Origin of the sequence: Candidatus Villigracilis affinis (assembly GCF_016705895.1) — a bacterium.
Classification (GTDB): Bacteria; Chloroflexota; Anaerolineae; order Anaerolineales; family Villigracilaceae; genus Villigracilis; species Villigracilis affinis.
This window is the reverse complement of sequence record NZ_JADJKT010000006.1, coordinates 135,731-162,154: the sequence shown is the minus strand read 5'-3', so window position 1 is coordinate 162,154 and position 26,424 is coordinate 135,731. Positions and strand designations below refer to the sequence as shown.

Here is a 26,424-nt window from a genome sequence, read left to right as displayed (position 1 = left end):
TCATCGTTGTTTGCGAGAAAGCGCCGAACGGTTTGCGTTACCTGCGCTGGGGCGTCCAGCCAGAAAAATGAAAAGGCGTAGAAAACTGCTTGAGATTGGCGCACGCGAAGCGCCCCAGCGCCAGGTGCACGCTTTGTTGGGCAGGCGGCTTTTAGATAGGCTTCAAGATAACTACTCGCCGCTTTCCTATTTGAAATTGCTCAACACGTTGAAAACCTTTATGCGATACCTTTTGCTGCTTATCGGAAACTATTGCCACAATGCTTGATGTGGAAAGGATGTCAATAAGTGCATTAAGCATTAACCATAGCGGGTCTACTAACTCACTCGAATTCAAGCCGTGCCAATGAGAGTGTTGTCCATAAGGAATATCTGTAAAAACAATATCTACCGATTTGGCTTTTACGTTTTTGATAATCGCTTTACTGTCTGTGGCGCTTGCCTGAAATACCCTTGTGATTAATGGGTGTTCTTGAGCAAAAGCAGAGATTCTGTTTTTCAAAATATATCCACTTGCTAAAGCGTCTTTGTGAGAATCTTTATTGTACAACTCGAGCATTTTAGAGATTTCGCTGATGCGTTTATCCAAACCAGCGACACCAAGCAACCCGAGATTCTGGCTTGCCAAAGCGACTGCTTTTTCATCTATATCCGAACCAATTACTTCTTGAATATGCTCTCTGTGCAAATAAGCCAAAACACTAAGATGATAGGCTGCGCCACAACAGGGGTCGTACAGGGTGCATGGCGTTGAAATATTATATATTGTTTTTCGATTTGCTACACAACGTTGGAATATTTCACTTGCCAGCCTGACAGGAAAAGCAGGATGTCCCGACAAACTGTAAAACACTCGCCCACTGGAGAAATCTGAATAGTCCAGTTGTTCTTTTACATATTTATATTGCATAAGTTTTTACCGATTGCTCAATACGATAGCCTGCCCAACGGTTTGCGTTACCTGCGCTGGGGTGGGGACGGCGAAGCCGTCCCCACGAAAAATGCTAAGGCGTGTAAAACTGCTGGAGATGCCCGCAGCATCCCCCGGCCCCGGTGCACGCTTTGTTAGGCGCATTTTTGCTGCAAAGATTTGTTTTTCTATTTTCAATTTCTTTAGCCATTCAAGGTGAAGCTTGTAGTAATTGTACTGTCAATCGTTCATCAAAGAAGTCTGCGCCAAGTGGATTGCAGGCAATTTTGCAATTTGGCGGACAATATTTTCCGAACCTTTGCCCTATTTTATCAGTCCAATATTTAGGATAAAGCCATCTCCATTCTTTATTAATTGAAACCTGAATTGATTTCGGATAACCCAAATTAGAGTCGTAATCTGCTTCAATGCGAGTTCGCCCTTCACAACCACATTCAAAAATGCAATCAGGCTGAGAGATGGATTCTTTGATATTTGCAAATAAATCAGTTATTGTTTCTCTCGATGATTCAGATGGGCAAGTGTCTGTTGAATTTATTTTTATGACCATTTCATTTTGTATTTCGACATCGTATATGCAACCCATAAGTTTGCTGGATACAACCAAGCGATAATTTGAAAAAGTGCGATTTTCCCATTTTTGCTTTGCCACTTGGTATTTCGTGAAATCCTTATAAGTTTGCGATTGAAATAGAAATAATCCAAACATCAAAAGAATAACCCAAACACCCACCAACCTGAGGAATTTTTTTATTTGGGTTTAATCACTCATTCACGACGCGGCCTAACTATGTTTTATACAGCTTCGCGCTGTAAAATACCCTCGTGCGGGGTGTTATACAGACTCAAGCTGTATAACACCTTATATATTGCATAACAGCATTATACAGTCACGGCCAGAAAGGGACAAGAAAAGGGATTTCACGAACGCACTCCATAAAACAAACTGTGAATAGACAAGTCTTGGACTTGTCTATTCAGCAAACAACGCCTCCCAAGCCCTCTCATCCCCCGCCAGCAGGCCCAGGCCGCTGCGCACGGGCATCTCGCACGGCTCCGCACCCACCGCCCGAGCAGCCTCCGCCGCCGCAGGCGAAAAATAAGCCACCACCTCACAATGCAATCGCCCCTCCGACTCATGCCGCGTAAACACCGCCATATCCGCAGGCATCCCAGCATCCCGAAACAAAGGTAGAAAAAACTCCTCGATCTCAGCCGCAGGCATCGCCGCCATGATCCCATCTCCGAGCCCCTTTGCAAACCATTGTTTCATAGAATCCCGCTCCCAATGCCTGTCTGGCGCATCGCGATCCGCACAATATCTTCAGTCACCGTTTTTGAATTCATAATGAACGTATGCAGTGCCGGCACCGTCTGCACTGGGATATTCGGCAAAAGCGTCTCATTCACCATCAGCAGACCATCGTTCGGCTCCTCCCCGAAAGGCGAAAACCGCCCCCGTGGACCAGCCACCCCTGCGTAAATTTTCGTCGGCACATCGGGAACAGGCAGCGAGGTCATGAACGAATCGCTCGTCAGCACCCGCCCCATCCTCCCCATAAAGAAACGCGCCACCCCACGGCGGCCAAAAGTCCGCGCCGCCTTGCAAACCCGCGTTGGAGGAGCCAGAAAAAAACACGCCTTCGGCTTATGCATCAGCCTCGGCAAAACAGCCCGCGTCAAAACCGTACCGAGAGAATGTCCCACAATAATATAATCCCCCGCCCCCGCGCGCCTGTTGATAAACCGCTCATACCGCAAAACACAATGCTCCCAACTCTCCAGCGCCACCATATACCCAAAAAAATGCGGACGAATCCCCGCCGCCAACAGCCTCGCCCCCAAAATAGACATCGCCATCGGCTTCCGCCCCATTCCATGAATCAAGATCGCATCCATAATTAGATCTCCTTCCTAAATTATAAGCCCATCACCACCGTCACTCGCACGTTCACATTGCAAACACACCGGCAATATCACCTACGAACCCTGGGCCAAAATCCACAAAAATTCGCGCCAACCCCCCCGAAAAATTTCCACCCATCCTCATCCCTGTATTGCTCCACACAACCTTCGTGACCCTTGGTGCCCATTGTGGTAGAGCCTTCAACCCATATCAAAAAATCAAAACTAATGAAACTGTAATCCAAATCTCATCCACCGCAAAGACCCGCCCCCTCTTTTCTGGTTATAATACCCAAATGGACTTTTTCTTTCCCGAAGACAACCTCACCCGCGCCGTCCCCGAAGAAACAAAGATCAACTCGCTTTCCGCCCAACCCTACCCCGATGGCCGCCGACTGCGCGTCAACCTCGAAGTCACCCCCTTTCAAAAACGCCCCTACATTGAAATCATCCTCACCGACGCAAATGGCAGCGAAGTCTCATCCACCAGCATCGTCGAACCGCTTTCATGGAAGCTCGAATTCACCATGCACATTCGCGGCGAACTCAACAACCCCTACAAACTCAACGCAAGACTCTACTACCCAGACGGACCCTCCAACGAACCCATCACCTATTCATTCGATGTGGAACCGCATCCTGACGACCCCCAGCCTGCTTCAACTTAATTAAAATTATCCATGCCTGTGCATCACACCACATCACCCGCAAAAGTATTCTTTGCTTTAACGATTCTCAGCGCCCTCTTGCTCGGCTGCGCTCAACCCACACAGGCCACCCCCGCCCCCGATTCCACCCTCGAACTCATTCTCGATATCACCAGCACACCCAGCGTCATCCGCTACAGCGGCGAAGGCAACCTCGTCTTCCTCTCCATCGAAGAAAACGGCTACGCCCACCTCTTCGTACAAAGCAACCCGCCGCAAGACCTGCCCCTCACCCGCATCACCACAGGCAACTGGAACGACATCGCCCCCGCCCTCAGCCCCGACCGCACCCAGCTCGCCTTCGCCTCCGACCGAAACGGCTTCTGGGATCTCTACGTCATGGATCTCCAAAGCGGCAGCGTCAACCAGATCACCAACTCACCCGAATACGACTCAGCCCCATCCTGGTCGCCCGATTCGCAATGGCTCGTCTTCGAAACCTACACCAGCGAAAACCTCGAAGTCTCCGTCGTATCCGTCAACGACCGCACACAACCCATCCTTCCCATCACCCAGCACCCCGCATCAGATCACTCGCCCGTCTGGGCTCCTGATGGCCGTCACGTCGCCTTCATCTCCACCCGCGGCGGCGATAGTGACGTCTGGCTCGCCAACCTCGACCTCACCGGCGAAGACCGATTCCAAAACCTCAGCAACACTCCCTTCGCCTCAGAAAATTATCCCGTCTGGAATTTTGACGGCTCGCAATTATTATGGGCATCCATCTCACAAACCATCGGCTACAGCGGACTTTACATCTGGAACGCAGCCGACCCCGAGCGCACCGCCTACTGGGTCGGCGACGGCATCTGGGGCTCATGGAATGAAACCGCCGAAAAGATCGTCGCTGTTACCAACGGCTCCAATCAACAATACATCACCTCATACGATATCAAAGGCACATTATTGCTTGCGCCTACACCGCTCCCCGGCCGCGCGCGCGGATTGACCTGGGGCTTCGCCGATCTATCGAATCCGCTTCCCGCTACTTTTACACAAGCCGCCGAATCAACTCCGCCCGCGTTATGGTCGCCGCAGATCACCCCCGAAGCCGATGTGCCCAATCAACGCTGGCATGTAGTCGAGATCACAGATGTGCAGGCGCCTTATCCGCAGTTACACGACCTCGTGGATGAATCCTTCAACAGCCTGCGCAATCGCGTCATCATCGAAACAGGCTGGGACGTACTCTCCAGCCTTGAAAATGTCTTCATCCCGCTCACCACCAGTCTCGACCCCGGCCTCGAAGAAGATTGGCTCTACACCGGCCGCGCCTTCGCCATCAACCCGCTCATGGCCGATACAGGCTGGATGGTCACCCTGCGCGAAGACATCGGCGCACAAACCTACTGGCGGGTCTACGTCCGCGCCACCATTCAAGATGGCTCACTCGGCGAACCGATTCACAACGCCCCGTGGAATCTCAGCGCGCGCTACGAACTTAATCCGCGCACCTATGAACAAGGCGGAGAATATGCCGCCGTCCCATCAGGCTACTGGATCGATATGACCGCACTCAGCAATGCCTACAACTGGGAACGCTTACCCGCCCTCCCCAACTGGCGCACCTATTACGCGGGCGCCCGCTTCACTGAATTCGCCCTCACCAACGGATTAACCTGGTACAACGCCATGCTCGAGTTATATCCAACCGACGCGCTCGTCACACCCACCCGCGTGCTCGCCCCCAGCCTCACACCCACCCGCACCCCAACCCCCACCGAAACGCCGCGCCCCACGCGTACACCGCGTCCAACCCGCACACCCACCTTATCGCCCACGCCAACATTATCGCTGACCCCCACGCTATCCCCCACGGTGACAGAGACTCCCACTCCCACCCAAACCCCGCCGACGATCATCCCCTAAGCGGAGCCGCACGCACTTTGCGGCGAAGTCGAAGGGCAATTTCGCTCGGCGAGAAGATCATTCAAATTGAAAATCAAAACCTTACTGACCGCTATTCTATTTCTACTGCTCTCCGCCTGTGCGGGTTCGAGTAGTGCGGCACCCAGCCCAACACCGGTAATTGCCGAAGTGGCCGACCTGCCTCAGGTCACGTTTGAAGCGCCGCAAACCCCTTCACCGGAACCCTTTCAATTCAACCTCCCAACCCCGGGCGCAGAACCGATCTCAGGCTGGCGTCCTCCGCTGTATCCTGTGCCGTGGGCCATGTCACCGTATGACCATTTTTATTTCATACGCCCCGTCGCCGCCGACCAGGTCAACTGGCCCATCGCAGATTATCGCTACGGCGGGATTTTCTTCGCGCAAGATATCATCCACACCGGCATCGACATCGATGCTGAAAAAGGCGCGCCCATCATGGCCGCCGGGCCTGGCACAGTGGTCTGGGCAGGCTGGGGGCTGTTCACCGAAACCCCGACAAATGACTCAGACCCATACGGGCTGGCCGTTGCCATCCGCCATGATTTTGGCTATCAGGGCCAGCAGCTTTACACCGTCTACGCCCACATGGACGAAGTCATCGCGGTCGTCGGTCAGCACGTGGAATCAGGCGACCTGATCGGGCTGGTTGGCGCAACTGGAGCAGTCACCGGGCCGCATGTCCATTTTGAAGTAAGGCTTGGCGAGAATTCGTTTCACTTCACACTCAACCCCGAATTGTGGACTGCTCCGCCGCAGGGCTGGGGTGTGCTCGTAGGCCGCGTGATGGATGAAAAGAAAGATACGATGCGCCACAAGGAAGTGCTTGTGATCTCCGAAGAAACGGGGAAGACCTATCTGGTGCGGACCTACGGCAGCGGCGGTGCAGCCAATGCCGATCCATACTACAACGAAAACCTCGTCCTCGGTGATCTGCCCGCCGGTATCTACAAACTCATCATCATCTACGATGAAGAGAAAAAGCCCGGCCAAACCTGGGTGGAGATCTTCCCCGGCCAGGTAACCTACTTCACCTTCGAAGGCGAAAACGGATTCGACTCCACCCGCCCGCCCGCCCCCACGCTGGAGTTTTTGCCCGCCTTACCCGCCACACCCACACCTGTTCGATAAACAACCTCTTCTCAAATTTGCTTTTATTCGTACTCAACTTTCTGCTTTAGCCGCCGTCCTCGGCGGCGTCTCACTACCATAAAAAAGCCCTCTCTCCACCTTGACGCACTGAACATCTGTGCTATACTCTCGCCACACAACAACCCTTAACCCTTTGCGGCACTTCGTGTCCTTTGTGGTTATAATTTTTTCACCTATAAAACTTGTATTGGAGACCTAACCCATGGCACGTAAATCCTCTCGCGCAACAGAAACACCCGCACAAACTCAAAACATCGATAACGCCAAACGCGCTGTCCTCGACAAGGCCGTTGGCGATATTTTAAAACGCTACGGTGATGGCTCGATCATGCGCCTCGGCGAAGCGCAGGGCATGGTGACCGAGGTGATCCCCACCGGTTCCCTCTCCCTCGATATTGCCCTCGGCGTCGGCGGCATTCCGCGCGGACGTGTCATCGAGATCTACGGCCCTGAATCATCCGGTAAAACCACACTCTGCCAGCACATCGTTGCAGAAGCCCAGCGCCTCGGCGGCACCGCCGCATTTATTGATATGGAACATGCGCTCGACCCAAGCTACGCCGCCAAAGTCGGTGTGGATATTGACAACCTGCTCGTCTCCCAGCCAGACACCGGCGAACAGGCGCTTGAAATTGCAGAAACCCTCGTGCGCTCCGGCGCCGTGGATGTGGTCGTCGTCGACTCGGTCGCCGCGCTCGTTCCACGCTCTGAAATCGAAGGCGACATGGGCGATGCCACCATGGGTGTGCAGGCCCGTCTCATGTCTCAGGCGCTGCGCAAACTCAGCGGCGCGATCAACCAGACCAAGACATCGGTCATCTTCACCAATCAACTTCGCCAGAAGATCGGCGTCATGTTCGGCAATCCTGAAACCACCACAGGCGGTCAGGCGCTCAAGTTCTACGCCTCCGTCCGCCTCGATGTCCGCCGCATTCAATCCATCAAGGTTGGTGAGGAAGTCATCGGTAACCGCACCCGCGTGAAGGTTGTCAAGAACAAAGTTGCGCCCCCGTTCCGCACCGCCGAGTTCGACATCATGTTCAACGAAGGCATCTCAAAGGCTGGCGATATTCTCGATCTGGCAACCAAGTTCGAGGTCCTCACGAAGCGCGGCGCGTTCTTCTCCTATGGAGATATCCGCATCGGTCAGGGACGCGAAAACGCCAAGGATTACCTCCGCGGCAATCTCGATATGATGACCGAGATCGAAGGCATCATCCGCCAGAAAGCGCTCAGCGGCGAAATCGCCCTCCCGCTTGATATCGGCGGTGCCGAAATCGGAGCCGAAGACGCAGGCGGCGCGGAAGAAGAAGCATAAATCACACAGAGACACGGCAGCCGCCGTGTCTCTTTTTTTGTTATGATGAAGCCCATGCGCATCTTTCTTAACCGAATCCTGATTCTGCTCCCGATCCTTTTTCTCCCCGCAGCCTGCGGACCCCAAACCACGTCCACGCCGTTTCGCCCACCCACGCAACCTCAACCGACACAGATCGTCATCCTCGCCACTACCACGCCCATCCCCTCATTCGTCACCTTCGTCCCAACCGACACCGCTGTGCCGACCGTCCCCGGCCCATGCATCAACAGCCTGAGCTTCCTCAACGACATCACCATCAATGACGGCACAACCGTGGCCCCCAACACCGCCATGGACAAACAATGGCTCGTCCAAAACAGCGGCACCTGTGACTGGGACTCTACCTACCGCCTGAAATGGATCGGCGGCGACCCCATGGGCGCAGCCCAGGAACAACCCCTCTACCCCGCCCGCGCAGGGACTCAAGCCACTCTCCGCATCCTCTTCACCGCCCCCGCAACCGAAGGCCCCTACGAAAGCGCCTGGCAAGCCTACGACCCAGAGGGAAATCCATTTGGCGACCCGATATTTATCAAGATTGTTGTCGTGCCTTGAGATAAAAAACGTCCGATAATATCATTTGGTCAAAAATGTTTGGTTCGCATTGAATTCGGAATATATGTTTTTATCGCATTAAATTACATAAACAAAGAGATTACGCCAAGGACATTGGGGCAAACAGGCTTTCCGTTGAAAGAAAATGGATACGCTAAACGAAACCCTCCGTTTTTTGTCAAACCACGAAAATTTTTGGACTATCCACTAAGACAGTTGATTTCCCAGATAGTGGCGACAGGTCATTATGAAGACATGAAAATCTATCGGCTTTACATAAAACAGGTCTCGGCGCCTATTCTTCTCAGGTCACTCCCAAGGCAAAAATTGCCCTGACATACAGTTTACTAGTAGATCGCTGCATACAAGCATCTGGGAATTTATTATGGAAATAACAAAGCAACAGGTAATGCATTTCAAAACATTCTTTATTACATGGAATATCTTGGAATGAAACCATTGACCTTGTTGCTTACACAAAAATCACCCCTCCAGCGCTTGATGTTAATGATTTCTAACCAACCAGTATTGTATATTAAATCCAGATGGAATTTACTGGAGTATCTGGTTTACTCGAGATGTACTTTCGTGGACATAAAATATATATTCTTAATCCTGCAGAAACAAGACAAGCGCTGGGCGCCCTTAGGTAAAATCAGCTCAAACTCAGCTTCTGTTCTAGGCAGTGAGACGCTCAAAAGAGTAAAAATGCCCAACCCATCCGAATTCCCCAATGTCTTCGAAAAACTAAAAGCCATTCTCAAACCTCGTGCTAAAATAGCTAATCGTCAAAGTGGATTCCCCCGCCGCATACTCGCTTGAAGGTCCATACAGTGAAAAATGGAAAAAAGAACTCTTCTTCGGCTCGGTACAGGTCAAAAAGAATTACGTCTCGTTTTACCTCATGCCCGTTTACATGTACCCCGACCTGCTCAAAAAAATCTCCCCTGAACTCAAAAAACACATGCAGGGAAAATCCTGCTTCAACTTCAAAACCGTCGAAAAATCCCTGTTCGAAGAGTTAAGTCAACTCACCAAACAGGGATTCGAACGATTTATGAAGGAAGAATATTCTTAATTCAATTCACACTCATAAACCCAAACAACCTCCACATCCCGCGCATGAACTTATGCCCGCCATCGGGATTCAAAAACTGATTCGGGCACGACCCCGGAATGACCGTGATCCCGTTCGCCTTGCACATCTCCACCGCCGACTGCGAAACGCTGGTCATGCCCGCCGCCAAACCTGGTTTTGTGCCCATCATGCAGTGCATCCACACATGCTTGATCCCCAGATCCACACACTGCTGCACCAGTTGCTCCGTCACCTTCGGGCTGGCGAGGATGAACACCGCATCGGGCTTCTCTGGAATCGACTTCAAATCCGCAAAACATGGATCGCCCTCAAAGGTCGAAATCCGCGGATTGACCGCGAAAACCTGATAGCCCGCACCCTTGAAGTTTTTATAACTCAAATTACAGCCCGTCTCGCGCTTGTCTGAAACACCCACCACCGCAATCTTCTTCTGCGCGAGGAAATCTTTTACAAGTTCGTCTATTTTTGCCATTTCAAAATTCTCCTTGATGGAACTTACGAAATTATAGGCACTCCGTTCCACAAAATGCAGGTGACAAAAATCACCTTTATCTCCTTCCAACCGAAGTTCAAAACACATCACCACAGAAATTGTAAAGCGCATTTCTCCGTGAACTCTGTGCGCTCTGTGGTGAAATCTCTCCACAATCCCACAAAAAACAGAAATCCAAAAATGGTATCATTGCGCCCATGACCTCCACCCAAAAACGTGTTTTCACCATCCTCATTTTGATCAGCATCGCCTATTTCGCCGCCTTTATCCTCCCCAACAACACCGGCGCCAAAGACCAGATGATGATCTCGCTCTTCGAGCCTGACGAATTCGCGCAATACCCCGTCATCATCAAAATGCTCAACCCCGGCGAAACCCTCACCGCCACCATCTTCAACTTCATCGCCTACGACCACTACTACTACGGCTCGCCCTTTTATTTCTCCAGCGCCCTGCTGCTCCTGCCCATCAAACTCTTCGACAGCCTGCGCAACACCACCCAACTCAACATGCTCCTGCTGCGGCAAGTCATCGGCGTACTGCCCATGCTCGGCGCGCTTCTGCTGCTCACCCACCTCCAAACCAAATTTAGTGACTACGCGAAGTCTATTGGCCTTTTTGTTTTTCTGCTCTCGGTCTCAGCCGTGGTCGAAAATAATCTATGGTGGCACGTGGATAGTCTTGCGGTCTTCTTCATCGTCCTGACTTTGTTCTTCCTCGATCGAGATGACCAGCGCTTCGGCATTAACTTTGCCCTCGCCGCCGCTTCCACCGGACTGGGAACTGGCACCAAAGTAATCGGCCTTTTCTTCGTTTTGACCATTCCCACCTACCTGCTCGTCGGCATCCTCTCCAAAAAATTGACCTGGCGAGACGCCTTCTTCAAAGGACTCGTGTTCGTCGGCATCATGGCCGCAGCCATCGTCATCTCTAATCCTTTCCTTTTATTGGCAGGCCAACGCGAAACGATGATCAACACTCTTTCACGTCAGGCCTCCTCCCAAACCGAAGGCTGGACTCTGGCGTATGCCAAAGGCCCCGCTTCATGGCTCCACATCATCGAAGAACTTTACGGCAGATTACTCTTCGTGGCGCTGTCGCTATTTGCGCTTGGGCTCGGCATCTGGCGCAGTCCGAATCGGGTTCGTCACCTTCTCATCGCAACCTGGGCATTTCCACTCGGCCTGTACATTCTCTTCACCACTGCCATCAAACCGACGCATTTTTTCCTGCCCATTTTGCTTCCCGTGTACAGTAGCCTGGTCGTATTCTTTGAATTCCCACCGTTCAATTCCGAGAAGCCACGCAGTTCTGCTTCGCTGGCTTGGGGTGTGGTCATTGCTGCAATTATTGTCTGGCAGTTTGGCATCTATCTCAACAAGGATGTGGAACTGTACCGCGAAGTGCTCACCCGCGAAGAAAATGAAGGCTCCCTCGTTTTTTACGACACCCTCGAACGCGACTACCTTCCACGCATCACCGCCACCGAGCCGCTGACCGTTTTCCGCGACGTGCGCATGTACTTCCCCGATAACTCCCGCTGGAACATCCGCACCTATTGGAACAGCAAATACAGCACCATCGAAAAGATCCGCCCCGATATCATGATCCTCTGGTCACAGCGCATCCTCGATTACACCCAGGAAGGCGCACTTGAAAACGCCGTTGACCCTGATTCATTTCAAGACACCTACACCTTTTATATGGATGTCAAAAACGAACAGGTCCGCGGCTATCACCTGATCTACCGCAATGCCGAAGGTCTGATGTTCGTCAGCGACGAGATATACGAACTATATTTCAAATAATGTCGAGTGCGTCGCACCAAACAGGTTGGATCATCCTTTTAAAGGGAAGAATCCAATCGGACAGGATTATCCTGTTCAATCTGGTGCGACGCACCCAGCCTTGGTTACTCCACCTTCAATTCTTGCAGCCTCGCCGCCAGCTCAGCTTGGATTTCCCTGTAATCCCGCTTCCCTGCCAGATTTTCCAATTCAAACGGATCATTGACCAGATCATACAATTCCACTTCACCGGTGCTGTATTCAGTGTATTTCCATTCGGCGGTTCGGATCGAATAAAACTCGGGAATCATCGAGCCGACACCTTCTTCCGTGGGCCAATGCTCGAACAAAATATCCTCCCGCCAACCCGTTGACGGGTCTTCAAGGATCGGCACCATGCTGATTCCGTCCACGTACCCAGGCGCAGAGATACCAGCCCAATCAGCAATTGTGGGAGCAAGATCAATGTTTGCGACGAGATGCGAATCCACGCGCGGCGCATACATCCCCGGGGCATGGACAATGAACGGAATTTTGACACAGGCTTCATACGGACAATTCTTCGCCGCGCCGAAACGATGGTCACCCAAAGTCAGGCCGTTATCAGAAACGTAAACGATGATGGTGTTTTCATCCAAGCCTGCCTTCTCAAGTGCAGACATAATGGAAGCGACGCCGTCATCCACGGAGAGCAGTGAGCGGAGAATCTGCTTGTGTGCAGTATCAACTTCATCGGGAGAAAGAGGCGAGAGATCCCCGATGTAGTCAGGCTTATCGCGGATGTCATCCTCATTGAAATTCGGCGGACGATATTGAACCCAATCCCAATATTCGCCAGCGTTGGCACGGAAGGTATCCTTGTGCCGCGGCGCGGCGATGTATGGGCGAATGCGGATTGTAGTAACCGACCATCATAAAAAATGGCGTATCGCGTTCATCGCGAATGAATTCCAAGGCATCGTTCGTGATGACATCGGCGCTGAAATTATCCTTCGAGCGTGGGTACTCCACAGCGGTTCCATTTTCTGAAAGACTGAAATCAAAAAAATACTGCGTGCTGCCTACGTCATCATCGGCGGTGAGGTTCTTGCTGAGAAAGGCCTTCCACACATCCCAGCCTGGAGGGACAACCCCATAAGGTTCGATATCTTCATAGCCATTCAGGTATTTTCCGAAATACGCGGTGCGATATCCCGCTTCTTGCAGCCAGACGGCCACACATTCTGAATCGTCATACTTTGGCGCGCCGCCCAACGGCATGCGGTCTGTATAGACTTCGTGATTGTGAACATACTGACCCGATAAAATACTCACGCGGCTCGGGCAGCACAACGGCGTGGTGACAAATCCATTTTCGAACACAACCCCGTTCTTCATCAATTGATTTTTCACGGCGGGCATGTAATCCACCGTATGATATGGCTGGTCATCGGTGAGCACCACAATGATATTCGGGCGCGGATCATTCAACCGCTCGGACGATGCAGGCGATTCAATCTCAATATCGAAGACCGTGGGAAGGTGGTCATTGATCGGCGTGGGCGGGGCATACATGGTCGGCGCCGTCGCAGGAGCGCAGGAGGTCAACACAGTGATGCAGATCAGGCCGATCAAAAGTGATTTTGTAATTCGCTTCATTCATTCTCCATGTAGGTGGATTGCGAAGTGAATTGTAACAAGAACTTATAAATTCAGTCTGCATCGTGATAAACTCGGACGATGGAATCAAAAATTCAAGTCTATAAAAATCTTCAAGAATTAAGCATCGCCGCTGCGGATTTATTCGCCGCATCGGCGGAGCAGGCTATCAATTCGCGCGGACGTTTTCTTGCGGCGCTTTCAGGCGGAGGCACACCTAAACCGCTGCATGAATTACTGGCGGGCGCGCCGTATCGCGACCAAATTGACTGGAAAAGAACGCACATCTTTTGGGGCGATGAACGCTGCGTGGCAAAAGACGATTCAGGGAATAATTATTATCAAGCGAAACAGGCATTCATGGATAGCGTCCACCTGCCTGCGGAAAATATTCACCGCGTCATCTCTGAACTGGAGCCTGATTCTGCCGCCGATGAATATGCCAGCCAGTTGAAAGCGTTCGCTGAAGCACCTCTCGATTGGCCGCGCCTTGACCTCATCATCCTCGGCATGGGCGATGACGGGCATACGGCTTCATTGTTCCCCGGCTCGCCAGTGGAGATCAATACTCCCACCGTTGCGGTCACAGCCAATTATCAAGACCGTCCTGCGATGCGGGTTTCGTTGACTCCGCTGGTGATCAATGCAGCGCGCCGCGCAGTGTTTCTGGTCAGTGGGCAAAGTAAGTCTGAGACGCTTGCCCGCATCTTACATGGGGAATACCAGCCAGAACAGCTTCCCGCCCAACGCATCCGCCCCACCGATGGAGAAGTCATCTGGCTGGTAGATGAAGCGGCAGCAGGCAAATTATAAAAAAATTTATCCTCTCCGAAATCAGGAATGCGGACCTTCGTCTGCGCTCGGTAGTGAGAAGGAAATAAACTTTAGGAGCAAAGAAAATGGAACTCGCAATTATCGGCTTGGGCAAGATGGGATTGAACATGGCAACACGACTCGTGCGTGGAGGTCATCGCGTGGTTGGGTTTGCGCGCAGCAAGGAAACCGTGGAAGAAGCGATCAAACACGGTGTGGATGGCGCATTTTCTTTGGAGGAATCGGTCAGCAAGTTGACCTCTTCTCCAAAAATCGTCTGGGTGATGGTTCCTTCGGGTAAAACCACCACAGAGACCATTGAAAAGGTTGCGTCGTTGTTGAAGCCAGGCGATATCATCATCGATGGCGGCAATTCGAATTACAAAGAAACGATCGCACATGCGGCCATGCTCGAAGCCAAAGGCATCGAATTCGCAGATTGCGGAACCAGCGGCGGCATTTGGGGTCTCACCGAAGGCTACAGCTTGATGATCGGCGGCAAGGTGGAAGTGACCGAAAAACTGAATCCGATCTTCGAAACCCTTGCACCAGCGAAAGACCTCGGCTGGGGTCGCGTCGGTCCGCATGGCGCGGGTCACTATGTGAAGATGATCCACAACGGAATCGAATACGGCATGATGCAGGCCTTCGCAGAAGGTTTTGGCATCTTGAAAAGCAAAAAGGAATTTGGATTGGATCTTTCGCAAGTCTCACATATCTGGCAGCATGGCAGCGTTGTCCGCTCGTGGCTGCTTGATCTCGCGGCAAATGCGCTCGATGAAGACACCGAATTGAAGGATATCAAACCCTGGGTGGCTGATTCTGGCGAAGGCCGCTGGACAGTCTTTGAATCCATTGACCTCGACGTCCCCGCGCCAGTCATCACCCTTGCGCTGCAAATGCGTTTCGCCAGCCGTGATGAAGAAAACTACCCCGCCCGTATGCTGGCCGCCCTACGAAATCAATTCGGCGGACATGCCATCAAGAAGGCTGAATAAATCAGACAACTGACGATAGACCATTGACCATGGGAACTTTTCCATCGTCTGTCGTCTGTTGTCCATGGTCAATTTATTATGAACAACCCATCCAGTAGTAATGGCTTAATCACAACGATCATCATCTTCGGTGCTTCGGGTGACCTGACGCAGCGTAAACTGATACCGTCTCTTTTTAATTTATTCCGCAAGCGACGCACACCGAAAAAATTTCAGGTCATTGGCTTCGGCGGAACCGCTTTTACCGATGAACAATTCCGCGAACATTTGCATACAGGACTGAAAGAATACGCTGGGTATTCCTTTACCGAGGAAGAATGGAATATCTTCGCGCCCAATTTATATTACCTGCAAGGAAAATACACGGAAGCAGGCGATTTTACAAAACTCGCCGAGCATCTCACCGCATTGGAAAACGGCGATGCCAACCGTCTGTTCTACATGGCGCTGCCGCCCACACTCTTCCCCGCTATCATTGACAACCTCGGCACGTCAGGTCAACTGCACGAGAATGGCGGCTGGCGGCGCGTGGTTTTGGAAAAACCCTTCGGCACCGATCTGCAATCGGCCCAGCAATTGAATCTGCAGGTTCATAAAGGACTGAACGAGTCCCAGATCTACCGCATCGATCATTATCTCGGCAAAGAGACTGTGCAGAACATTTTGTTCACACGCTTTGCCAACACGATCTTCGAGCCGCTCTGGAATCGAACATACATTGACCATGTGCAGATCACCGTTGCTGAAAAAGTCGGTCTCGAACATCGCGCGGGGTTTTACGATGGCATTGGCGTATTGCGCGACATGTTCCAAAACCATCTCTTGCAATTGCTCACTCTGGTCGCCATGGAGCCGCCCGCATCGTTCAGCGCAAGTCATTTGCGCAACGAGAAAGTGAAAGTTCTCAGCGCGATTCAGCCTATGACGCCCGAGCAGGTTTCGGCAAATACGGTCCGCGGACAATACAAAGGCTATCGCAGCGAAGCACAGGTCAATCCAAATTCCACCACGCCCACGTATGCGGCGCTCCGTCTTTACATCAACAATTGGCGCTGGAAAGGCGTACCGTTCTATTTGCGGTCAGGAAAAAATCTCGCTGAAAAACAATCGCAGATCATCATTCAATTCAAGGAACCGCCGCTGGCCATGTTCCCCATGCAAACCATGAAGCCGAACATACTGGTGCTTTATTTGCAACCTGATGAAGGGCTGCATGTCCGCTTTGAGGCGAAAGCGCCAGACACCGTCGCAGAGACGCGGTCGGTGGATATGGAATTCCGTTACTCGCAGGCGTTCGGCCAAACCGCGATTCCCGAAGCGTATGAAAGACTTTTATTAGATGCCATTCAAGGGGATGCTTCGCTCTTCACACGCGCAGACGAAGTGGAGACAGCATGGTCATTGATCGACCCGATCTTGCAAACATGGGAAACGCATCAGACTCCGTCGTTGGCTGTTTACAGACCCGGCAGTTGGGGCCCCCCTGAAGGATACGAACTGCTCGCCCGCGATGGGCGGCGCTGGCTCAATGAAGAAGCCAGCATGATGTTGGAAAAGTAACCAGATGAAATCGGGATGCCATGCGGGCATCCCGATTTCTTTATTTATTCCGCGGGAGGCAACGTAAAAAAGAAGGTACTGCCTTTGTTCACCCCTTGCGACTCCAGCCAGATCCGCCCGCCGTGGACCTCGATCACGCGTTTTACGATCGCAAGTCCAATACCCGTCCCTTCCATTTCAGGGTTCAATCGGCTGAACAGATTGAACACGCGCTCATGGTGCTGCGGCTCAATCCCAGACCCATTGTCTTTTACAAAAAATATGGGATAGCCTTTTACATCGTCCCTACCTGCAAAACCGATCTGAATATGCGGCTCGGGCTGGTCTCCCATAAATTTTATGGAATTAGAGACAAGGTTCTGTAGCACCTCCACGATCCGTATACGGTCACAGTGAATAGCGGGCATATCCTCCTGCACTTCGAATTTGATCTTCTCGCGCAGCGGCGGACTTAGGATCAAATTGAATGTTTCCATTACGATCTCACCAAATTTAATATCCTCCAAAGAATTGATCACTCGACCGACGCGCGAAAGTTCAAGCAAATCGTTCAAAAGGTTTTGCATCACCTCGGCCGCATTGACAACACGCTGCATATCCTTCTCAAAGCGGGTTAAGTCCCCTTTTTTGGCATCCTCCCATAAATACCCAACAAAACCTCGAATGGTCACAAGCGGCGATTTCAGGTCATGGGATACCGTATAGGAAAATCGTTCCAGTTCCGCATTTTTCGCTTCCAACTCATTGATCAAACTGGAACGCTCATCGAACAGGCGCGCCGTCTCGATGGCATTGCCAACCTGGTCTGCCATGGTTTGCAGAGCCGTAATATCTGCGTCGGTAAATGCCGCCTCGACCACCGATTGAATGGTCATGGCACCAATCACTTGTCCACGTGCACGCAACGGCAAAGCAAGCTCTGAACGGGATAATGGCAAAACAGGGTTCTTGAATCGAATGGCCTCCTTGCCCACATCCAGCGCAATCCGCGCTCGATCATTCGCCACACACCAGCCGATCATGGAGGTGTTGCCAACTTCCAATGCATGCTGTGCCGCCAAAAGCTGTTTCCCCGCCTCTCCTGTGGCAGCACGCAAAACAGCCATCTCGCGTTTCTCGTCCACCAGGAAGATACCCACATAGTAATAATCAAAATGAGAGCGGATCAATTCCACAACCTTTGGCAACAATTCACTCAATTCCAAAATGGATGTCGCCGCGCTCGAGACCTCGCTGGCCGTCTGAAGTTGATTGGTGCGGCGCAGGAGCGCATCGAGCGTATCCAACTGCGCGCTTTCAGAGTTCTTGCTGTTCGTAATATCGGTCCACACGCCCAACCAATATTGAGGCTGTCCCATTTCATTACGGACAAGAGTCGCCTCATCGCGCACCCACACAACCCGTCGATCTTTCGCCACCACGCGATATTCCATGCTGAACGGCTCACCTGTCTCAGAAGTCCGCTTGCTTTCATGAAATACTCTTTCATGATCTTCCGCAAACAGAATCTCCATCCACAGGGAAGGATTCGTCATGAATTCCTCCTGCGTATACCCCAATATATTCTTCACCTGTGGGCTGACGTAAGTGGTCAGAACATCAGGCGACAGATCGTTGATATACGTCACAGAAGCAATGTTTTCCAAAAATGTGCGGTACTGGGATTCACTGGCACTTGCCCGCTCAATAGCCTTGCTGGTCGTATCCACCGCCGTCTTTTGAATCAGGATAATAACAAAAAAGAAAAAAATATAAATAAACAATCTGGCAATGGGCGGATAATCAAAATGCTCCGGGAGAAGGGAATTCGCTTCGGCATAGGCCAAAAAACCGCCAAAACCAGCTGTAAGAATAATAACGACTGTCCCCGTTCGCATCCCCAGGACGAGAGCGGCAATCACAATAACAGCCGCATACCCAACAAAGATCGGCGCGTTCACGCCGCCAGCTGTATATGCCCCAAATGAAACCATCAACCAGAGGAATGCCACCAGTGTCAATCCCGCAAAGCGCTTTTGTCCTTTGTGGATCAACCAAATGACCAAGCCACAAATGACCGAAACACTAGCGCCGAAAATAAGAGCCCGCCATATCAAAACATGAAACACCATCCATGCAGAGAGAACGAACAGGGTGCTCAAAAACAAAAGACCAATGGCAATCGAATGCAACAGGCCGCCCGAAAGTTCCTTTTCTGATTCGCGGGGAATTACTGCAAAGGTCTCTTTTTTCATATCCTAAAGTTTACAGGTTATTTTACTGTAATTTCTTCACCTGCTTTTGGCAGGCGAAAATCCCCACCATCTTGTCATAAAAAGGCTGGCGATCATGCGATCGCCAGCCTTTTTATCAAACCTGACTTGTTATTTTCCAATCAGCCGAGCTGTTCTGGCAGGCAGTTTATTAATTGTCACCAGTCATTGAAGGAGCGGGTGCCTTGGAGCGCATGACAGCCCAGGCGAGCAGACCGATCAAGGCGATGGCGATAGCCCAAACAACCACAAGCGCGCCACCAGTTGCACTTTGATATTGCACCACGATCGGGGCAATGATCACCGCAACCAGATTCACCACTTTGATCATCGGGTTGAGCGCAGGGCCAGCAGTATCCTTGAACGGGTCACCGACGGTATCACCCACCACACCAGCCTTGTGACGTTCAGAGCCTTTACCGAGGTTATTCGCAGGATCTCTGGGTTCGTCTTCGATCAACTTCTTGGCATTATCCCATGCGCCACCGGAGTTATTGAGGAATACAGCCAAAAGCTGACCGGAAACGATGATGCCAGCCAGGAAACCGCCAAGGGCTTCCACTTGAAGGGTCAAACCGACCACAATCGGGGTCACAATGCCGAGCAACGCGAGAGAAACCAATTCCTTCTGCGCGGCGGCGGTGGAAATGTTCACAGCCTGCTTGTAATCGGGCTTGATCTTGCCTTCCAATACACCAAGCTTGAACTGGCGGCGGACTTCCAACACGATCAGGGAGGCAGCGCGTGTCACAGCCTGAATGGCGAAGGAGGAGAACAACCACGGCAAAGCGCCGCCGATGAGCATACCCACGAAGATCTGCGGAACATCCACGCGGATACCAATTGCCTGAATTTGCGCCTCAGGGGGAATACCCTGACTGGCTTGAGCGCGGGACACATCCACAAGGAAGGAGCCGAACAGCGAAACCGCCGCAATTACCGCAGAACCGATCGCCACGCCTTTGGTAATCGCCTTGGTGGTGTTACCCACTGCGTCAAGGTCGGCCATGATCTGCTGGGCATCCTTGGTCGCCTTGTCTGTTTGACCAGACCAGGACATTTCACCGATACCATTCGCATTATCAGCAATGGGTCCGAAGGAATCCATCGCAACATTGTTACCAGTGAGGGTCAGCATACCGATACCGGTCATCGCCACACCGTACAAAATGAAGGTCGCCCTATCCACACCTTCGACGCCAGGAATGGAACCGAAGATAAAGATGGAGGCGATGATCGTCAAAGCGATCACGAGCACAGACCAAACGGAAGATTCAAAACCAACAGTAATACCGTTCAAGATCAAGGTCGCAGGGCCTGTATCGGCGGCTTTCTTGATGTCGTTCACCGGAGATGCATGCGTACCTGTAAAGTATTCGGTCAAACGGTCGATCAAAATCGCAAGCAATACACCCACACCTACTGCTGTCGGCATACGCCACCATCCACCCCACTCATTCATTTCGGGGGTGTTCAGGTAGACGAAACCAGCAATGAAGAACAACACGGCCGAGATCATGGCAGAGGTGAGGAATCCGCTGAAAATCGCCTTCATGGCATCTTCGCTCTTGCCGGTCTTGCCAGCCTTAACAAAATAAGTTCCAAAGATGGAAGACAACACACCAATACCACGAACCATCAAGGGGAAGATGATCCACTCAAGACGATCCGTCACATGCCAGAGAGCCAGGCCGAGGATCAAGCCCGAAACGATGGTCACTTCATAGGATTCGAAGATGTCCGCAGCCATACCAGCACAGTCACCGACGTTATCGCCTACGAGGTCAGCGATCACAGCGGGATTTCTCGGATCATCCTCAGGGATACCTGCTTCAACCTTACCCACAAGGTCAGCGCCGACGTCAGCAGCCTTCGTAAAGATACCGCCGCCCACACGCATGAACAGCGCAAGCAGCGTACCACCGAAGCCGAAGCCAAGCAGCGCATCAGGAGCGGCAATACCAAGGATAATGAAGATAATGGTGCCACCGAGCAGACCAAGGCCGTCAGTGAGCATACCTGTGATGGTGCCGGCGCGATAAGCAATGCGGAGGGCATCGCCGAATGAGGTTCTGGAGGCGGCAGCCACACGTACATTACCTTCCACGGCCATACGCATGCCAAGCTGACCTACAGTGAGCGAGAAGCCAGCGCCCATCACAAATGCGAGGGAGCGTGCAATACCGATCATGAGCTTAAGCTGTTCGTCGCTCATGGTTGGGAATTGCCTTTGCGCTTCGGGGGAAGGTGGCACAACATAAACGGATAAGAATAATGCCACTGTCAAAATGGCAATTAAAGGCAAAATGGAGCGCAACTGCTTACGTAAATAAGCATCCGCTCCATCTTTAATTGCACCCCAAACTTCCTGCATCTTTTCGGTGCCTTTATCTTCGCGAAGAATTTGGGAGCGTAGAAAAACCGCGTATCCCAAACCGAGCCATGCAACTGCAAACACAGCCCAGATCGCGATCTGTTCAAAACTGGTAAGTCCCATTGTAAACATGCGGGGGATTCCTCCTAAGGAATTATTGGAATGTAGGCTTTCGCCTTAAGCAGGGGGATTTTACAGTCGCAACATGAATGTGTCAAGAAATGTGGATATCGAATAATATTTTATTGACACAAGTTGACAGCAAGTCTCAAATCTGATAATATCTAGCGGAATTAGACGTAAACTCAGAATCAGGAGAAAATCATGCTTCAAGAAATTGAAACTCAATTGTTCACTTTAACTCCTGCCGCCAGCGAGGCTGTAAAAGATATTCTCAAGCAGCGCAACCTTGAAGGCTATGCCTTGCGGGTGTATGTTGCAGGCGGCGGATGCTGTGGCGTAAATTTCGGCATGGCACTGGATAACAATTTCCGCAATGTGGACACCACATTCGAAGCCAACGGCGTCAAGGTTGTGGTTGATGAAGTTTCCATCGACTATCTCCGTGATGCAACAGTGGATTTCGTGAACGACCCCCAACACGGTCAGGGCTTTGCGGTAAGCAGCCCCAACGCGAAGGGTCATTCCCATGGCGAAGGCGGATGCGCCTGCAGCACCAGCGGCGGAGGTTCGTCCTGCGCCTGTGGCGGCGGTGGTGCCTGCGGTTGCAGCAACTAATACGTTGAATCAAAAAATGACCGGATAACACCGGTCATTTTTTATTTAATATCAATGTTATCTTCCGCGCAGGAAGGAAATGATCGTTCCCAGCGCCCCAATGAAACCAAAACCAAAGATCAACAAACCAACGGGGACACGGTTGTTATTTGTAATGCCGTCGACAAAGGTAGCCACTACTAGTGGGGCGGGCGGGGTGAAGGTCGGCAGACGGGTGGGTTCGATAGGGGTCGAAAACGCTGCGACCAAAGTAGGGTTAATATTCACGATGGGAGTGGAGGCAGGTGTCGGCGTTGGCGGTGCAGGCACCAGCGGAAGTTCACCAAACTTCACAACCTTTACATAAGGCGCGTAGACCCAGGCAACTGAATTGGGCACACCGGGATAATAGATTTGGATCCAATTCTTATCTTCAGAGTAGCCATAAGCAGGGACTTCTTGACCTGCCAATAACACCCCAATGGCTGGATACAAATAGATGCTGGGGCCGGAATAAACATATTCCTGCGGATGCCCTTCGTCCAAATACAAAGCCACGGTAGCCCCTGAAGGTGTACCAGTCACTGTTGGAATGGAGCCTGTCGGCTGCTGGGCATGTGCGGAGGTCTGCAAAGGGGAATGAAACGCAAACAGCATCCCCAAAAACATAACGATAAAGAATGTTCCAAAACGGATCTTGCGCGTGAGTATCATTTATTACCGGCGTAAAAATAGGGAAAGCAAAAAGCCGATCACACCCAAAATGGCGAGGGCAACAATAATAATTGCCAACGAGCCTGATTGACCGGAAACTGCTGAAGGTACCTGTGTATAAGAAGGGACAACCAACGAAGGCGGCGGTGTAAAAGTGGGCAGACGCGTATTGGTCGGGACAATATTGAACTGCGCGGCGAGAGTTGGGTCAATGGTGGCGGTTGGGGGTGGCACAGGTGTGGGAGGAGGCTCAACAACCAAAAGCGTCCCTGGGGAAACCTGTACAAGCGGAGAATATACCCAGCCTTTATCGTAGGGAGCGCCGATGTATTCGATCTGAACCCAATCACCGCCCGGTGACCTACCTAGGGCGGGGGCGGTTGACCCACGCAGCAAAGTACCAACGATAGGATAAATAGAAGAGCTTGGGCCCATCCGCACGTTGATCTGCGGCTCATCGGTGATGACCGTAATGAACATCCCTGTCGAGGCAGGAGTCACTGTCGGTTGCTGGGCCAGGACAACGGTCGAGGAGGACGCGAAAAAAAACGCCCAGAGAAAAAACAGGGCAATAGAGATGACTATCAGTGTGGGTCGAAACCAGAATCGCTTCATTTCGTAAGTAACTCTTAAGGAGAATCGCAAAGGCGATTATAATCTACTTCATGGAACGACGAATTTTTCACGGAAAGATCAAGCCAGTGGATATTGCCCAGGCACTGCTCGGCGAATTCAATCAAGGTAATTTGAAGGCGCAATCGCTCGGACAAAGTGACAAGATGATCGTTCAAGTGGGCACGCATCCGGGGGCGATGTCTGGCGGGCAAACCGCCATGACCGTGACCATTCAGAAGCACGAAGACGGCATCATGGTGGAATTGGGCCAGCAGGCGTGGCTTGGCGTGGCTGCCAGCCTGGGGATGAGCGCCCTTGCCGCTTTGAGAAATCCTTTCAGCCTGCTGGGGCGACTGGATGATATCGCGCAGGATATCGAAAACCTGCAGCTCAGTGAGAAGATATGGCAGGTGATCGATCAATCGGCCCGTTCGACTGGCGCATCAACCGAATTATCAAACCGCCTCAAGAGATTGACTTGTGATTACTGCGGTGTGGCCAATCCGGTTGGCGAGCCATCCTGCGGAGCCTGTGGTGCTCCGCTCGGAAAATCTCAGCCCCGTACCTGTCGAAATTGCGGATATGTGGCGCGCCCCGGCGACAAACGATGTGAAAACTGCAAGCAGGACCTTTAGCAATTTGATCGGGAAAAGATGAATCTGAAAGAACTTGAAGCCCGCCTCCAGTCTCTTATTGAAGTGGATCTATTGAAGCTGCTCCCCGGCCGAAAGGTGGAGGATGTGGTCGTTCAGAAACTGGCAGCGGCGATCCAGCTCAATACAACAGAATCAAGCGACGGCGCGATGGTTGCGCCCAATGTTTACACGCTTGTCGTGCATCCGAGCGAGGCGGTCAAGTGGCAGGATCAACAATTACTTACAATCCTATTGCATTCCATTACGGCAGTAGCCCAGGAAGCAGGGTTTAGGATTACAATATCTCCAACAATCACCATCTCGACAAATGAGAAGCTTTCTTTAAATGATGCTCAAGTCGTAGCATCGCATCGGATAGAAACTATGGCAGATACTAACGCAACCCCTCTTGATACCGGCAACCTTGAAGATTACAGCAAAATTCCCGAAAACGCCTTTCTAATTGTGGAGGGGGTCAAGGTATTTCCGCTCAAACTACCTGTGGTCAATATCGGGCGAAGGCTGGATAATCAATTGATCATCGACGATCCCCGTGTTTCACGCAACCACGCCCAACTGCGCGCGATCAAAGGCAGATTTGTGGTGTTCGACTTGAACTCGACCGGCGGAACGTTTGTCAACGGACAGCGGGCCAGTCAGGTCGTGCTCTATCCCGGCGACGTGATCTCGCTTGCCGGTGTAGCCCTGATCTTCGGGCAGGACAACCCGCCTCCCCGCCCAGACCTGAAAGATACCGCTCCCTTCCAGAGCGCCACGGCAGAGCGCCCCACTGCGGCGCTAAAAGAACACTCCACGGCTAAATTAAAGAGAAGATGAGCGCTCCGATCATATTGGCTTTACGCCTTATGATGGCCCTCGCCCTGTATGGATTTCTGGGCTGGGCGCTTTTTATATTATGGCGTGACGTTCAAAAACAAGGCTTTTCGCTGGCAAACAGACGGGTTCCAGGGATCAGTCTCACGATTCGACATGGACGCGGGGCACCCATCGTAAAGAACTTTACCCAACCAGAGATCACACTCGGGCGCGACCCCGGATGCGACATCCCTCTGATCGACGATACGGTATCCACCCGCCATGCGCAGTTGACCTATCATCACGGACAGTGGTGGCTGGAAGACCTCGCGTCCACAAATGGCACAGGCTTGAATAACATCATGGTCACCATGGCAACTGTGCTCACATCGGGCGATGAAATCCACTGCGGCGACACGCGCCTGATCGTAAATCTTTCAACAGACGCTTTCGTATCACCCACACAAAGAGTGGAGAGGCAAAAATAATGGAAAAAGTATCCATTGCAATCATCGGCGGCTCGGGCCTGTATCACATGTCTGGCCTGCAAAATGCGGCAGAACATAACATTGACACACCTTTTGGAAAGCCCAGCGCACCCATCGTCGTTGGCACCTTGGAAGGGATGCGCGTTGCCTTCCTTGCAAGACATGGGATCGGCCATCACATCACGCCGACCGAAGTTCCATACCGCGCAAACATCTACGCCTTGAAACTGCTCGGCGCGGAGCGAATTATCAGCATCAGCGCCTGTGGATCTCTGCGCGAAGATTACGCCCCCGGCGACATCGTCATCCCCGATAATATTTACGACAATACCAAGGACCGCGCCCGCTCATTCTTCGGTGACGGTCTCGTGGCGCACATCGGCGTGGCTGACCCGTTTTGCACTGACCTCTCAAACGACCTCGAAGCAGCTGTCCGCGCTACAAATGCCAAAACCCATCGCGGTGGGTCATTCATCACGATCGAAGGTCCGCGCTTCTCCACAAAAGCGGAATCAAACGCCTTCCGCGCCTGGGGCATGTCCATCATCGGTATGACCGCCTCCCCGGAAGCCTTCCTCGCACGCGAAGCGGAGATATGCTATGCCACCATGGCACACGTCACCGATTACGACGTCTGGCACGAAAGCGAAGAACCCGTCACTGTTGAGATGGTCATCCAAACCTTGAACAAGAATACGCAAAAGGCACAGGAAGCCATTCACAACCTCGTCCGCGGATTGAACGCACAGCGCAATTGCAAATGCGGTGAAGCGTTGGCCACGGCACTGATCACGGACCCGAAGGTCATCCCCGCCGAAACCCGCCAAAAACTTGACCTGTTGGTTGGAAAATATCTGAAATAATTTCAAACAGAAAATTCGAGCAAATCCACAAATTTAGCAAGACTGTTCTTTTTTATTGCATTAAC

At 51.9% G+C, this 26,424-nt stretch carries 26 protein-coding genes; 15 read left to right on the top strand and 11 right to left on the bottom strand.

Going from position 1 to position 26,424, the window contains the following annotated elements:
• Positions 1 to 151 precede the first annotated feature (151 nt).
• From IPI86_RS04615 to IPI86_RS04600, 4 genes are all read right to left on the bottom strand, one after another.
• Positions 152 to 910 (bottom strand): methyltransferase domain-containing protein, encoded by a 759-nt coding sequence (locus tag IPI86_RS04615; RefSeq protein ID WP_345296812.1) that lies wholly within the window; start codon positions 908 to 910, stop codon positions 152 to 154.
• Positions 911 to 1,121: 211 nt separating this feature from the next.
• The gene (locus tag IPI86_RS04610) at positions 1,122 to 1,583 is read right to left on the bottom strand and encodes a DUF6174 domain-containing protein (RefSeq protein WP_345296811.1); all 462 of its coding nucleotides are present in this window, start codon (positions 1,581 to 1,583) and stop codon (positions 1,122 to 1,124) included.
• A gap of 321 nt (positions 1,584 to 1,904) precedes the next feature.
• Positions 1,905 to 2,204, bottom strand: a complete 300-nt coding sequence (locus tag IPI86_RS04605; protein ID WP_345296810.1) for a hypothetical protein — start codon at positions 2,202 to 2,204, stop codon at positions 1,905 to 1,907.
• Positions 2,201 to 2,830 (bottom strand): alpha/beta hydrolase, encoded by a 630-nt coding sequence (locus tag IPI86_RS04600; protein ID WP_345296809.1) that lies wholly within the window; start codon positions 2,828 to 2,830, stop codon positions 2,201 to 2,203. The genes IPI86_RS04605 and IPI86_RS04600 overlap by 4 nt, the downstream gene beginning before the upstream one ends.
• A 302-nt stretch (positions 2,831 to 3,132) precedes the next feature.
• Between IPI86_RS04600 and IPI86_RS04595 the strand changes: the two genes are divergently transcribed.
• The 6 genes from IPI86_RS04595 (at position 3,133) to IPI86_RS04570 (ending at position 9,575) form a co-directional block, all read left to right on the top strand.
• Positions 3,133 to 3,504, top strand: a complete 372-nt coding sequence (locus IPI86_RS04595) for a hypothetical protein (protein ID WP_345296808.1) — start codon at positions 3,133 to 3,135, stop codon at positions 3,502 to 3,504.
• A 12-nt stretch (positions 3,505 to 3,516) separates the two neighbouring features.
• Entirely contained in the window at positions 3,517 to 5,412 is a 1,896-nt protein-coding gene (locus IPI86_RS04590) for a hypothetical protein (RefSeq protein WP_345296807.1), read from the top strand.
• 66 nt (positions 5,413 to 5,478) lie between these two features.
• The gene (locus IPI86_RS04585; protein ID WP_345296806.1) at positions 5,479 to 6,561 is read left to right on the top strand and encodes a M23 family metallopeptidase; all 1,083 of its coding nucleotides are present in this window, start codon (positions 5,479 to 5,481) and stop codon (positions 6,559 to 6,561) included.
• Between the two features lie 223 nt (positions 6,562 to 6,784).
• Positions 6,785 to 7,900, top strand: coding sequence for a recombinase RecA (gene recA / locus IPI86_RS04580; RefSeq protein WP_345296805.1), 1,116 nt, complete (start codon positions 6,785 to 6,787; stop codon positions 7,898 to 7,900).
• Between the two features lie 54 nt (positions 7,901 to 7,954).
• Positions 7,955 to 8,497 carry an NBR1-Ig-like domain-containing protein gene (locus tag IPI86_RS04575; RefSeq protein ID WP_345296804.1) on the top strand — a complete coding sequence of 181 codons (543 nt, stop codon included), beginning with the start codon at positions 7,955 to 7,957 and terminating at the stop codon, positions 8,495 to 8,497.
• A gap of 793 nt (positions 8,498 to 9,290) precedes the next feature.
• A complete protein-coding gene (locus IPI86_RS04570; protein ID WP_345296803.1) occupies positions 9,291 to 9,575 on the top strand; it encodes a hypothetical protein in 285 nt (94 codons plus the stop codon).
• 1 nt (position 9,576) lies between these two features.
• Here IPI86_RS04570 and IPI86_RS04565 read toward each other — a convergent pair whose 3' ends face one another.
• Entirely contained in the window at positions 9,577 to 10,068 is a 492-nt protein-coding gene (locus IPI86_RS04565; RefSeq protein ID WP_345296802.1) for a CoA-binding protein, read from the bottom strand.
• A gap of 218 nt (positions 10,069 to 10,286) precedes the next feature.
• Between IPI86_RS04565 and IPI86_RS04560 the strand changes: the two genes are divergently transcribed.
• On the top strand, positions 10,287 to 11,897 hold the full coding sequence (locus IPI86_RS04560) for a hypothetical protein (protein WP_345296801.1): 1,611 nt from the start codon (positions 10,287 to 10,289) through the stop codon (positions 11,895 to 11,897).
• A 104-nt stretch (positions 11,898 to 12,001) separates the two neighbouring features.
• Here the strand turns inward: IPI86_RS04560 and IPI86_RS04555 are convergent, their stop codons facing one another.
• Entirely contained in the window at positions 12,002 to 12,637 is a 636-nt protein-coding gene (locus tag IPI86_RS04555) for a sulfatase/phosphatase domain-containing protein (protein WP_345296842.1), read from the bottom strand.
• 28 nt (positions 12,638 to 12,665) lie between these two features.
• Complete coding sequence (locus tag IPI86_RS04550; RefSeq protein ID WP_345296800.1) at positions 12,666 to 13,514, bottom strand: sulfatase-like hydrolase/transferase; 849 nt, start codon at positions 13,512 to 13,514, stop codon at positions 12,666 to 12,668.
• An 81-nt stretch (positions 13,515 to 13,595) separates the two neighbouring features.
• Here IPI86_RS04550 and pgl point away from each other — a divergent pair, with 81 nt between their 5' ends.
• The 3 genes from pgl (at position 13,596) to zwf (ending at position 16,885) form a co-directional block, all read left to right on the top strand.
• The gene (gene pgl, locus IPI86_RS04545) at positions 13,596 to 14,327 is read left to right on the top strand and encodes a 6-phosphogluconolactonase (protein WP_345296799.1); all 732 of its coding nucleotides are present in this window, start codon (positions 13,596 to 13,598) and stop codon (positions 14,325 to 14,327) included.
• Positions 14,328 to 14,413: 86 nt separating this feature from the next.
• Complete coding sequence (gnd, locus tag IPI86_RS04540; RefSeq protein WP_345296798.1) at positions 14,414 to 15,325, top strand: phosphogluconate dehydrogenase (NAD(+)-dependent, decarboxylating); 912 nt, start codon at positions 14,414 to 14,416, stop codon at positions 15,323 to 15,325.
• 78 nt (positions 15,326 to 15,403) lie between these two features.
• Complete coding sequence (gene zwf, locus IPI86_RS04535; protein WP_345296797.1) at positions 15,404 to 16,885, top strand: glucose-6-phosphate dehydrogenase; 1,482 nt, start codon at positions 15,404 to 15,406, stop codon at positions 16,883 to 16,885.
• A gap of 44 nt (positions 16,886 to 16,929) precedes the next feature.
• Here zwf and IPI86_RS04530 read toward each other — a convergent pair whose 3' ends face one another.
• Together IPI86_RS04530 and IPI86_RS04525 are read right to left on the bottom strand one after the other, a co-directional pair.
• On the bottom strand, positions 16,930 to 19,119 hold the full coding sequence (locus IPI86_RS04530) for an ATP-binding protein (RefSeq protein WP_345296796.1): 2,190 nt from the start codon (positions 19,117 to 19,119) through the stop codon (positions 16,930 to 16,932).
• Between the two features lie 169 nt (positions 19,120 to 19,288).
• The gene (locus IPI86_RS04525; protein WP_345296795.1) at positions 19,289 to 21,643 is read right to left on the bottom strand and encodes a sodium-translocating pyrophosphatase; all 2,355 of its coding nucleotides are present in this window, start codon (positions 21,641 to 21,643) and stop codon (positions 19,289 to 19,291) included.
• Between the two features lie 192 nt (positions 21,644 to 21,835).
• On the opposite strand from IPI86_RS04525, the gene IPI86_RS04520 reads away from it, so the two are divergent.
• A complete protein-coding gene (locus IPI86_RS04520) occupies positions 21,836 to 22,249 on the top strand; it encodes an iron-sulfur cluster assembly accessory protein (RefSeq protein ID WP_345296794.1) in 414 nt (137 codons plus the stop codon).
• A 57-nt stretch (positions 22,250 to 22,306) separates the two neighbouring features.
• Here the strand turns inward: IPI86_RS04520 and IPI86_RS04515 are convergent, their stop codons facing one another.
• A complete protein-coding gene (locus tag IPI86_RS04515) occupies positions 22,307 to 22,942 on the bottom strand; it encodes a hypothetical protein (protein WP_345296793.1) in 636 nt (211 codons plus the stop codon).
• Between the two features lie 3 nt (positions 22,943 to 22,945).
• Complete coding sequence (locus tag IPI86_RS04510) at positions 22,946 to 23,557, bottom strand: SH3 domain-containing protein (protein ID WP_345296792.1); 612 nt, start codon at positions 23,555 to 23,557, stop codon at positions 22,946 to 22,948.
• A gap of 50 nt (positions 23,558 to 23,607) precedes the next feature.
• Between IPI86_RS04510 and IPI86_RS04505 the strand changes: the two genes are divergently transcribed.
• Genes IPI86_RS04505 through mtnP form a run of 4 tightly spaced genes read left to right on the top strand, consistent with a single transcriptional unit; the run spans position 23,608 to position 26,359 of the window.
• Entirely contained in the window at positions 23,608 to 24,192 is a 585-nt protein-coding gene (locus IPI86_RS04505; protein WP_345296791.1) for a zinc ribbon domain-containing protein, read from the top strand.
• Between the two features lie 18 nt (positions 24,193 to 24,210).
• Positions 24,211 to 25,029, top strand: coding sequence for an FHA domain-containing protein (locus tag IPI86_RS04500; RefSeq protein WP_345296790.1), 819 nt, complete (start codon positions 24,211 to 24,213; stop codon positions 25,027 to 25,029).
• Positions 25,026 to 25,496: an FHA domain-containing protein gene (locus IPI86_RS04495; protein ID WP_345296789.1), complete on the top strand. Its 471-nt coding sequence runs from the start codon at positions 25,026 to 25,028 to the stop codon at positions 25,494 to 25,496. The genes IPI86_RS04500 and IPI86_RS04495 overlap by 4 nt, the downstream gene beginning before the upstream one ends.
• Positions 25,496 to 26,359, top strand: a complete 864-nt coding sequence (mtnP, locus tag IPI86_RS04490) for an S-methyl-5'-thioadenosine phosphorylase (RefSeq protein WP_345296788.1) — start codon at positions 25,496 to 25,498, stop codon at positions 26,357 to 26,359. Before IPI86_RS04495 ends, mtnP begins: the two co-directional genes overlap by 1 nt.
• The last annotated feature ends 65 nt before the right edge of the window (positions 26,360 to 26,424 follow it).